We start from the raw sequence: 10,883 nt of genomic DNA, 5'->3' as shown, positions 1-10,883 counted from the left end.
GCGCCGGGGCGGGCGCGCCGGGCAGCGTGGGCATGACGGGCTTCTTGCCGTCGATGAGCAGGTCGGGGGACTTCGCGGAGCCCGTGATCGGCGTGAACGTGCGGCCGTCCTTCGACGAGGCGAGGAAGCAGATCACCGACCGCGAGCCCGCGGTCCACGACGGCTGCGAGAGCTTGTTCCAGGCCAGCTGCAGGCCCGACTTGCGGAGTCCGTCCTGCGAGCCGAACCAGCCCGTGGTGCGCGACGGGCAGATCCGGCTGAGGTAGTCCTCCTGCTGCCGCTCGGTGGGCCACGAGGCGTCGGGGAAGGCCTGCCGCATGTCGATCACGGCGGTCACCTCGATGCCGTGCGGCTGGGCGCAGCCGACGGGCCCGCTGAACTGGCCACGGTCGTCGAGGCCGATGCAGGTGCCCGGCGGCCAGGTCAGCGACTTGTCCTGGTTCACCACCTTGCCCTGGACCTCCAGGGCGTTGCCGGCACCGTCGGACACCTGGATGCCGCAGCGCATCGTCCGATCGCCCGACGCCCACGCCTTCTCGCCCGGCGCGAGCAGGCCCATCTGGAACCGGCCCTTCGGATCCAGGCGGGTGCCGAGGTACTCGGTGACGACGGGCGGGCACAGCTGGTCGCGCTGCGCGGCGATCACCGACTGCGTCGGGTACGGGGCGTTCTCCGGCAGCGTGCGCGCGGGCTCACCGGCGACCTCGAACCTGTGCGGCTGGAGGCAGTCGACGGGCGCCATCGTCGTGGGGTCCTTGTCCCAGGTCAGGCACGTGCCCGGCTTGGACCGGGCCAGCGTGGTGCCGGCGGCGGCCAGCCGCGGCGCCTTCTCCTCGTTCTTCGGCTCGAACGCGCCCGTGAAGTACAGGCCGGCGCCGAGCGCGAGCGCGCCCACGATCACCGCGGCCAGGACGGCGCGCACGGTGAGGGCGCCGGCGCGCCCCGTGGTCTCGGCGGGTACGGGCTGGGTTTCGGTGTCGTCGGCCATCGCCCTCCATCATGCCCGGTCCGCGCGGGGACGCGTGGTCGGTACAGCGGTTGGGGCGGCCCGACGGTGCCGTAATAGGCTGGTCGGGTGATCGACGTCAAGCTGGTACGCGAGAACCCGGACCGTGTGCGCGCCTCGCAGCGCGCCCGTGGAGAGGACCCGGCGCTGGTCGACGCCCTGCTGTCCGCGGACGCGGACCGTCGGGCGGCGGTGCTGGCGGCCGACACGCTGCGGGCCGAGCACAAGGCCTCGTCGAAGTCCATCGGCAAGGCGGCCCCCGAGGACCGTAAGGCCCTGGTCGCCGCCGCGGGCGAGCTGGCCGGGAAGGTCAAGGAGGCCGAGGCCGCGCAGGCGCGCGCCGACGAGGCCTTCGACGAGGTCGCGCGGAAGATCGGCAACGTCATCATCGACGGGGTGCCCGCCGGCGGCGAGGACGACTTCGTGGTGCTCGAGCACGTGGGCGAGATCCCCGAGATCGAGGACCCGAAGGACCACCTGGAGCTCGCCGAGGGCCTGGGCCTGCTCGACATGGAGCGCGGCGCCAAGGTCTCGGGCTCGCGCTTCTACTTCATGAAGGGCCACGGCGCGCTGTTCCAGATGGCGCTGCTGCAGCTCGCCGTGCAGAAGGCCGTGGCGAACGGCTTCACGCTGATGGTGCCGCCCGTGCTGGTCAAGCCGGAGGTCATGGCCGGGACCGGCTTCCTCGGCGCGCACGCCGACGAGATCTACCGCCTCGAGGCCGACGACCTGTACCTGGTCGGCACCTCGGAGGTGCCCCTGGCCGGCTACCACATGGACGAGATCCTCGACCTGTCCGACGGCCCCGTGCGCTACGCCGCGCAGTCGAGCTGCTTCCGGCGCGAGGCCGGCTCGTACGGCAAGGACACCCGCGGCATCATCCGCGTGCACCAGTTCGACAAGATCGAGATGTTCGTCTACTGCAAGCCGGAGGACGCGGAGGCCGAGCACCAGCGCCTGCTGAACTGGGAGAAGGAGATGCTCGCGGCCGTCGAGGTGCCCTACCGGGTGATCGACGTGGCGGCGGGCGATCTGGGCTCGTCGGCGGCGCGCAAGTACGACAGCGAGGCCTGGGTGCCGTCGCAGGGCCGCTACCGCGAGCTCACGTCGACCTCGAACTGCACCACGTTCCAGGCGCGCCGCCTGGGCATCCGGTACCGCGACGAGGACGGCCGGCCGCAGATCGCCGCCACCCTCAACGGCACCCTCGCGACCACGCGGTGGCTCGTCGCGATCTGGGAGAACCACCAGCAGCCCGACGGTTCCGTGCGCGTCCCCACGGCGCTGCAGCCCTTCATCGGTACGGACGTGCTGCGCCCGTAGGGACCCGGCCCGCGGCGAACTCGGAGCACTCCGGACACCGGGTGACGACGGGGTGCGCGCACGTGAGCGTGTGCTCGAGGAACCCGTCCGCGCGCTGCAACTCGTCGATGCGTCCGGCGATCGTCTCCCGGTGCCGGCGCAGGTGTGCGGCGCGCCCGGCCGAGTCGGCGACGATCAGCTGCTTGATCTCGTCGAGCGAGAGTCCCGCCCGCTGGCACAGCAGCACGAGGCGGGCCTGCGCGACGTGCTCGCCGGAGTAGTCGCGCTGCCCGCCGGGCTCGCGCGGCGGCACGAGCACGCCGACGTCCTCCCAGTGCCGCAGGACGTGCGCAGCGACGCCCACTTCCGCCGCCGCATTCCCGATGCGCATGCGTTCCGCCTTTACTTCAGGTCGACCTGAAGTTCTACCGTAGCGCCATGACGCACACCGCATCCGGATACTCGACCGCAGACGGCGCCCTCGACGATCCCGTCGTGCCGACATCGCTGAGCACGTGCTGCCGCGCGGTCGCGCAGTCGCTCGCGGGTGCGGTGCGCCCGCGCCGACCCGATCCCGCGCGGATCGCGCGGCTGCGCGAGACGCTCGTCGCGCCGCCGGCGTCGTCGGTGACGGTGCGCCTGCGGGCCCTGCCCCAGATCCCGCGCGAGGTCCGCACGATGACGGTGCTCGAGGGTGCGCGTCGCCCGGCGACGATCCGGATGGACATGCGCACCTATGTGATCGACCACCCGTCCGCCCGGATCCTGCTCGACCCGTCCGTCGCCTCCCAGGTGCGCGAGCGGGTCCTCGGCGCCATGCAGCCGATGCTGCGCGCCGCGGTGATGCCGTCGCCGGACGTCCTCAGCACGATCGAGGCGCTGCACCGCGGCGGAGTGGATCCGGCGAGCGTCGACGTCGCCCTGTCGACGCACCTGCACTGGGATCACGTCAGCGGGCTGCTGGATCTGCCCTCCCTGCCGCTGATGGCGCACCGTCGGGAGTACGAGTGGGCGGTCGCCGGCGAGCGGGCACCGGCCGCGGGGGTGCGGCCCGCGCTCGCCGGTCGGCCGATGGACCTGCGGGACCTCGACGGCCCGCCGGTGCTGACGTTCCCGGCGAGCCACGACGTCTTCGGCGACGGCTCAGTGGTGCTCGTCGACCTCGCCGGGCACACCCCCGGAAGCGTCGGCGTGCTGCTGAACACCGAACGCGGGCGGGTGCTCATGGCCGGCGACGCGGTATGGCATTCGGAGCAGCTGGCGCACGGCGCGCAGAAGGCGGCGTTCCCGGGGCTGCTCGTCGACGTCGACCGCGACGCGACCTTCGAGACGATGGTGCGCCTCATGGCGCTGCCGGACGACGTCACTGTGGTGCCGTGCCACGACCACGATCTTGCGGCGCGCTGGGCATAGGTACACCGGATCCCGGGCTCTCGGATCCTGTGCACTTCGGACGGGCTGTCCGGAGTGGACAGAATCCGAGAGTCGCGTCACCGAGGCGGTGCGCGCCTCGACGGCTGAGGCAGCGCGCCGTCAGAGTTCGATGGTCTCCGCGAGCTTGGTGAGACGGAACCGGGCCATCGCGAGGTTGGCGCGCGAGCGGTCGAGCACCAGGTAGAGGAACAGATCGTCGGTGCCCTGGTTGATCGGGCGCACGATCTGGTACTGCGTGCCGAGGGTGATCAGGATGTCCTCGATGTGATCGTCGAGGTCCAGATCGCCCAGCGTGCGGCCCATCGCCTGCACCAACGCCGAGTTGCCCGCCGCCGCGACCTCGAGGTTGAACTCCTCGGGGTCGCCGGCGGTCGCGAGGGCCATGCCGCTGCCGGCGTCGACCAGGGCGACGCCGAGTGCGCCGTCGATGTTCATGGCCTCGGTCAGCGACTCGTTGAATTCCGTCATGTCACCGGGTTCCTTCCCCTCGTGCGCGGCCTGCGCGGTCTGGAGGTCGTGCAACGTCTCCGCGTCGACGTAGGACTCATCGATCTGGGTGTACGGGAACGGGTCGATCGCCAGCGGTCCGGGCAGCGTCGGCGGCGCCTGCTCGGTCTCGGGCTCCGCCGCCGCGTCCTGCTCCGCCGGGGCGTCCGGCTCAGCGGCCTCCGCTTCGCCCGCCTGCGACTCGCTGGCCTGCGACTCCGGCGCGTCCGCCGCAGGGGCCTCCGTCGCCGAGTCCTGTTCCGTGGGAACGTGATCGGCCGAGACCTGCTCGATCGGGCCCTGTTCGGCGGGTTCGTCGGTGACGAGCTCGTCAGTGGGGGCTTCGGTGGGGACGCCGGCATCCTCGCGCGGCGCGTCCGCATCGTCTGTCCCCGCGACGGGCTCCTCCGGCGCGAGTCCCTCCGCCGGGGTCACGTGCGCCTCGACGTCCACCACCTCGACGTCGATGTACGACTCGTCCGGCTCGTCCAGCGTCTCGGCCGCCGGATCGTGATGCTCGGCGAACGTGGCCTCGAGGGTCTCCCCGTCGGTGTGCCCGGGCTGCGGCGCGTCGGTCCAGAGGTCGTCGGTGCGCCCCTCGGCGCGGGGCTCGAACCGCGGCGGCGCGAACTGGTCGAAGCCGCCGTCGAAGGCGGTGGCGGACGTGTTCGACGCCGTCTGCGGCCCCGTCGACGCGCTGTACCCGAAGCCGCCGACCACGCCCGCCTCGAAGGTGTCCGAGGCCGGCTGCACGCCCTGGAAGGTCTCCGAGGTCAGCGGGTCCGTCAGGGGATCGGGTTTGGTGCGCGGCGCGTCGGGCGCCGGGCTCCCGGGTTGCGGGTACGACGGAGCCGCCAGCCCGGCAAGGGGTTCCGACGACACCTGGCCGGGGCTCGGAGCGGCGGGCGTGCCGGGGCCGGATGAGGCGCCCGGAGCCGTCGGCGGCTCGCCCGCGGCCGCGCGGGCCGCCTCCTTCGCGGCGACCTGCACCTCGGGCGGCGGGATCACCCGCCGCGGCGGCTGCCCCGGCGGCGCCTGCTGCGCCTGCGGCTGCCCCTGCGGAGGCCCGGCAGGCCCGGCAGGCCCGGCAGGCCCGGCAGGCCCGGCAGGCCCGGCCGGACCGGGCGGCACCGTCGGGGGAGCGGGCGCCGGGCGCGCGGCCATGCCCGTGTCGTGCACGCCGTAGTAGTCCTCGACGCGCTGCCGGTTGTTGCGCGGACGCCGCGGCCCACTCATGGCAGCTTCTTCGCGCGCAGCTCGTGCCCGCTGGAGGTCAGGCAGCGACCGGATTCCAGGTCCCACTGCCAGCCGTGCAGATTGCAGGTCAGCTTGCCGCCGTCGACCACACCGAACTTCGACAGGTCGGCCTTGAGGTGCGGGCAGCGGCGCTGCACCTCCCAGCCGTCCAGCTCGGTGGACGCGGTGTCGTCGTGCGCCTCGGAGAACCAGCCGTCCGCGTAGGCGATCCGCTCGTCCGTGAGGCACTTGAAGAAGGTGTAGAGGAACTCGTTGTAGCCGCCGATGCGCCACGTGGTGAACCGCGTCGACAGGAAGATCGTGTTCACCCAGTCCGGCTCGTCGTCGCGGAGCACGGTGCGCACCAGCTCGGCGGCGATGCGGAAGCCGTAGCGGTACTTGCCGTCGCCCTCCTCGGGCGCGCGGACGATGCGCTGCGGGAAGTCGAGCACGACGGTCTCGACGGCACCGTCGGGCGAGGCCATCTCGAGCCCGACCGGGTAGCCGATCCCGTCGCTGATCAGCGCGGACGCCTGCATGATCGGCTCGAACTTGGCCTTCAGCGCGGGGAGGAGCGGGGCACCGTCGTCCTGGGCCCAGGTGGCCTTCTCGGCCTCGAGGACCGGCGCCTGGCGCGCCGCGAAGGCGTCCAGGTAGGCCGTCTTGTTCTCGAAGATGTCCATGACCTCGGCCTCGGAGACCGGGTGCGTCAGGGACACGAGCTCCGTGCCGCGGAAGTCGCCGACGGTGCCGGGGATGAACAGCAGGCCGCCGTCGTTCCCGTTCTTCTTCATCTCCTCGAGGAAGGTGATCTGGTCCGGGAAGATGTTCGACGGGTCGCCGCCGATCGTCTCCCGGTCCACCCGGCCCTCGTCGTTGAGGTAACGCAGCTCGGGGTCGAGGAACGCGGGCGGGCCCGCGGACGGCACGACCCAGGTGCCGGCGACCTGATCGACGTAGCTGCGGGCGCGGTCCATGCCGCGCTGGCGCTTCTGCTCGGCGAAGCGGCGCTTGGAGCCCTTCGGCATGTCGTAGACCATGGGGTACCAGATGGCGCCCGAGTACTGCAGCAGGTGCACGTCGACGCCGCCGAACTCGTCGAGCACCTCCATGTCGACGGGGCGGGCGTCGTTCATGTTGAACAGCACCGTCTCGCCGTCGGAGACGACGAGGCCCGAGTCGCCGATGGGGCCGTCCGCGGGGGCCCGCAGCGCGATGATCATCACGTCCAGGTCGCCCTTGGGGCCGCTCAGCGTGTGCCGCGTCGAGTCCTGCGTCTCGAAGAACTTCGTGAAGCCCAGCTTCTCCAGCTCGCGCCGCAGGTCCGGCACGGGGTAGTCGGGCAGCAGGACGGTGGCGTCCTTGCTCACGTTCTCGGCCAGGTTCTTCGCGTCGAAGTGGTCCCGGTGCAGGTGGGAGACGTAGAGGTAGTCGACGTCGCCCAGCGCCTTCCAGTCCAGTCCCGTGTTGTCCGGGAAGGGGAACCACGACCCGAAGTACGCCGGGTTCACCCACGGATCGCACAGGATGGTGCCTGCGGCGGTGGAGAGGTGGAAACCGGCGTGCCCGACGCTGGTGACCTGCACTGTGGAGCCTTTCGCCTGTGTTCGTTACCGCTACAGCGTAATGGGCGCCCGGCGTACCGGCTGACACACCGCGGAGACGGCCGCGCGGCTACGCTGGCCGTGTGGAACCCGTCTACGGAACGATCATCAAGGTGGCCCGCGGCATGTGGGCCTATCAGGGCATCAAGTTCACCGAGGTGGACTTCCATAAGTTCCCCCGCACCGGCGGCGCCGTCGTGGCGATCAACCACACCGGCTACCTGGACTTCCCGTTCGCCGGGAAGCCCGCCGACGAGGCCGGGCACCGCAAGGTGCGGTTCATGGCGAAGCAGGAGGTCTTCGACAATTCGAAGACCGGCCCCATCATGCGAGCGCTGCGGCACATCCCCGTCGACCGCGAGGCCGGCGCGGAGGCGTACCAGGCCGCGGTGGACGCGCTCAAGGCCGGCGAGCTCGTCGGCGTCTACCCCGAGGCCACGCACAGCCGCAGCTTCGAGCTCAAGGGCTTCAAGTCCGGCGCCGCGCGCATGGCGATCGAGGCGAACGTGCCGATCGTTCCCGTCGTGGTGTGGGGCGCGCAGCAGGTCTGGACCAAGGGCCTGCCGAAGCAGCTCGGTCGGAACAAGTTCCGCATCCTCATCGGCGTCTGCGACCCGCTGGATCCCGTCGGTCCGCCCGACGAGCTGACCGCGCGGCTCAAGGACGAGATGCAGGCCATGCTGCTGCAGCTGCAGGACCTGTACGGGCCGCACCCGCAGGGCGAGCCGTGGGTGCCCGCGCGCCTCGGCGGCACCGCCCCCACGCTGGAGGAGGCGGACGCCATGGACGCCGCCGACCTCGACGAGCGTCGCCGCGCCCGGGAGGAACGTCAGGCCGACGGTGCCTGACGCCCACAGCGAGTTCGGCGTCCCGTCCGGCATGCTCGACGGTGCGCCCGGCCCCGTCGAGGCCCCCGGGCTCGAGGAGCTCGGCGCCGCGCCGATCCTGGTCGCGAGCGATGTCGACGGCACCCTCGTCGACGATCACGAGCGCCTGACGCTGCGCACCCATGTCGCCGTGAACGCGGTGCGCGCCGCCGGCGGCCACTTCGTGCTCGCCACCGGCCGCCCGCCGCGGGCCGTCGATCCCATCGCCGAGCAGCTCGACTTCGCGCCGCTCGCCGTGTGCGCGAACGGCGCGGTGCTCTACGACACCGGATCGGGCCGGGTGGTCTCGGCGTCGCTGATGTCGCCGGAGCTGCTGGAGACCGTCGCCGAGCTCGTCCGCCGGTACCTGCCCGGCGCGGGCTTCGCGGCCGAGCGGGTGGCGCACGGCGAGCACGACACGGCGACGCCGCGGTTCGCCGCGTCCACCGGCTATCAGCACGCCTGGCTCGAACCCGACACCGTGACCGCCGCCGACGCCGAGGTGCTCGCCCACCCCGCGGTGAAGCTGCTGGTCCGGCAGCCGGGCATGACCTCCGACGAGATGCACGCCCGCATCGCCCCGCACCTCGACGGCCTCGCCGACGTCACCTACGCCACCAACAACGGCCTCATCGAGTTCCACGTCCCCGGCGTCACGAAGGCCACCGGTATCCAGCTGGCGATCGACCACCTGGGGCTCACCGGCGGCGTCCGGACCGCCGCCTTCGGCGACATGCCCAACGACGCCGCGATGCTGCGCTGGGCGAGCCTGGGCGTCGCGATGGGCAACGCCCACCCGCTCGCCCGCGGCGCCGCGAACGTGGTGACCGCGACGAACCTCGACGACGGTGTCGCGCGCGTGCTCGAGCGCTGGTTCTAGCCCGTTCGACGGTGCGCCGCCGGTCCGGGGTGCGCCGCGAGCCTCGCCGGTCAGGTCTGGTGGAGGCCGGTAGTCGTTCGCGGAAGGCATGCGTGGCACGCATACCGTCGTTTCTGCAGGTAGAAGGCATGTCCAGGTGATCTGGTTATGCGCGCCACGCATAACCTCGCTGCCGCTGCCGCTGCCGCTGCCGCTGCCGGTGGAGGTGGCGGTGTCTTGCCGGTGCCGCGCTGCCGGTGGCGTTGACGGTGGCGGTGGCGGTGTCTCTGTCGGTGTCTTCCGAGCCCTGCCGAATGCTCCGCAGCGATTCGCGCGGGTGTTTCTGCCTCGCGAGGGGGTTGCAACCCGAGCGTTTGCGAAAACTTCCCGCGGGAGTGGAATGCCGAAGGGCGCGGCGGGCGAGGTGCCGCGGGCGCGGCGGTGGCGAAGCGGGGCGGGCGAGGCGCGGCGGTGGCGAGCGCGACGACGGCCGCGCCCGGACCGGGGTATGCGTGCCGCGCATGGCCCGATTTCTCGAGTAGGCCTTCTACTTGCAGAAACGCAGGGTATGCGCGGCACGCATACCTTCCGTGGAGCGACACGTCTCTCCGCGGAGGAGGGTGACCTCCCCCGAGCCTCCGCCGAGGAGACCGGGTCGGCGGCCCCGCGGTGCTGTTCCGCGCGCCGCGAGCCCGTCTGTGACTGATGTGACAAATGTTGCTTACGTGACGAATGTTGCAGATGGTGTTAGTCTCGACCTCACGTTGAGCTTTGCCCTTACCGGGCAGGGCTCACCTGCGTCGAGCTAAGGAGAAGCCATGCCCGTGTGGATCGACGGCGGTCCTCGTCGCCGCCGCGGACGGCGTACCGTCGCGCTCGCCCTGCTCCCGGCACTGGCCGTGGGGGGCGCGGCCGCGCTGCTCAGCACCACGAAAATCACCGGCGACCCGGACCTCGCCGCCGGCAGCGACGTGACCTTCACCGGCCAGGGCAACGGCCACGGCCGCGGCCTCGGCCAGTGGGGCGCCTTCGGCTACGCGAAGTCCGGCTGGAAGGCCGAACAGATCGTCGCCCACTACTACGGCGGCTCCCAGCTGGCGCGCGCCGACGTGAAGCTGCCCGTGCGCGTCCAGCTCACCACGCAGAAGGCCGCGAACGTGCTGGCCCCGGCGGGTGCCAAGATCGGCGATCAGCCCGTCGCACCCGGCCAGGCCGTGCGCCTCGAGGGCGGCAACGCCGTCATCACCACGGGCTGCAACGGCCCCGTCATCAAAACGGTTCCGGCCGGCGAGGACGCCACCATCGCCCCGCTCAACGCCGAGGCGAACCGGCCCGTCGGCGAGCTGCTGACGTTCTGCGGCTCCAAGGCCGCCTACCGCGGCGCGATCGCCGCCAAGGACGGCAAGGTCTTCAACGTGGTCACCATCGAGGACTACGTCCGCGGCGTGGTCCCCGTCGAGAGCAAGGTGGAGTGGGCCGACCAGGGCGGCTACGAGGCGCTGCGGGCGCAGGCCATCGCGGCCCGCTCCTACGCGCTGGCCGAGGGCGCCAAGCGCGGCGACCGCTACAACGACACCCAGGACTCGCAGGTCTACGGCGGCGCCGGCAAGGAGGACCCGCGCACCGACAAGGCCGTCGCGAGCACCGCCGGCCTCGTCATGGCGAAGAACGGCTACGCCGTCCCCACCGAGTTCTCCAGCTCGACGGGCGGGTACACCGCCGGCGGCGATTTCACGGCGGTGAAGGACGACGGCGACGTCGTCTCGCCGTTCAAGAACTGGACGCAGAAGGTGCCGGCCTCGAAGATCTCCCAGGAGTTCGGCGTGGGCGCGCTGAAGTCGATCCGCGTGGTCAAGACGCAGTCGGCGCAGGCCGGGCGCGTCGAGGCCGTCGAGATCGTGGGTGCGAACCGCACCGTCACCGCGAAGGGCGACGAGGTCCGCAAGAAGCTGGGCCTGCGCTCGGACTGGTTCACCATCAACGGCCAGGCCCCGGCGTCGGCCCCCGCGCCCGGCGCCCCGANCGCCCGCGGCGCGGCCACCGCACCGTCGAGCGCCACGCAGGCCCCGGTCCCCGGGCGGGTCGTGGAC

Annotated in this window: 8 protein-coding genes and 1 pseudogene; 5 read left to right on the top strand and 4 right to left on the bottom strand. The window is 72.0% G+C overall.

Features of this window, described 5'->3' with window-relative positions; translation table 11 throughout:
• On the bottom strand, positions 1-988 hold a 988-nt coding region (locus ACNAYW_RS24145; RefSeq protein WP_415852140.1), incomplete at its 3' end, for a septum formation family protein.
• Between the two features lie 87 nt (positions 989-1,075).
• On the opposite strand from ACNAYW_RS24145, the gene serS reads away from it, so the two are divergent.
• Complete coding sequence (gene serS, locus ACNAYW_RS24140; RefSeq protein ID WP_415852139.1) at positions 1,076-2,329, top strand: serine--tRNA ligase; 1,254 nt, start codon at positions 1,076-1,078, stop codon at positions 2,327-2,329.
• Here serS and ACNAYW_RS24135 read toward each other — a convergent pair.
• On the bottom strand, positions 2,301-2,699 hold the full coding sequence (locus ACNAYW_RS24135; RefSeq protein ID WP_415852138.1) for a MerR family transcriptional regulator: 399 nt from the start codon (positions 2,697-2,699) through the stop codon (positions 2,301-2,303). The two genes, serS and ACNAYW_RS24135, sit on opposite strands and share 29 nt — an antisense overlap.
• Positions 2,700-2,746: 47 nt before the next feature.
• On the opposite strand from ACNAYW_RS24135, the gene ACNAYW_RS24130 reads away from it, so the two are divergent.
• Entirely contained in the window at positions 2,747-3,721 is a 975-nt protein-coding gene (locus ACNAYW_RS24130) for an MBL fold metallo-hydrolase (RefSeq protein ID WP_415852137.1), read from the top strand.
• Between the two features lie 120 nt (positions 3,722-3,841).
• Here the strand turns inward: ACNAYW_RS24130 and ACNAYW_RS24125 are convergent, their stop codons facing one another.
• On the bottom strand, positions 3,842-5,464 hold the full coding sequence (locus tag ACNAYW_RS24125; RefSeq protein ID WP_415852136.1) for a hypothetical protein: 1,623 nt from the start codon (positions 5,462-5,464) through the stop codon (positions 3,842-3,844).
• Complete coding sequence (locus ACNAYW_RS24120; RefSeq protein ID WP_415852135.1) at positions 5,461-7,050, bottom strand: Rieske 2Fe-2S domain-containing protein; 1,590 nt, start codon at positions 7,048-7,050, stop codon at positions 5,461-5,463. Before ACNAYW_RS24120 ends, ACNAYW_RS24125 begins: the two co-directional genes overlap by 4 nt.
• A 101-nt stretch (positions 7,051-7,151) precedes the next feature.
• On the opposite strand from ACNAYW_RS24120, the gene ACNAYW_RS24115 reads away from it, so the two are divergent.
• From ACNAYW_RS24115 to ACNAYW_RS24105, 3 genes and pseudogenes are all read left to right on the top strand, one after another.
• A complete protein-coding gene (locus ACNAYW_RS24115) occupies positions 7,152-7,916 on the top strand; it encodes a lysophospholipid acyltransferase family protein (protein ID WP_415852134.1) in 765 nt (254 codons plus the stop codon).
• 31 nt (positions 7,917-7,947) lie between these two features.
• Positions 7,948-8,814, top strand: coding sequence for an HAD family hydrolase (locus tag ACNAYW_RS24110; protein WP_415852141.1), 867 nt, complete (start codon positions 7,948-7,950; stop codon positions 8,812-8,814).
• 797 nt (positions 8,815-9,611) lie between these two features.
• A pseudogene (locus ACNAYW_RS24105) lies at positions 9,612-10,815 on the top strand (SpoIID/LytB domain-containing protein); the annotation flags it as partial.
• Between the last annotated feature and the right edge of the window lie 68 nt (positions 10,816-10,883).

Source organism: Tsukamurella ocularis (assembly GCF_965138335.1).
Lineage (GTDB): Bacteria > Actinomycetota > Actinomycetes > Mycobacteriales > Mycobacteriaceae > Tsukamurella > Tsukamurella ocularis_A.
The sequence above is the reverse complement of the archived record's forward strand: the minus strand, read 5'-3'. Positions and strand labels throughout refer to the sequence as shown.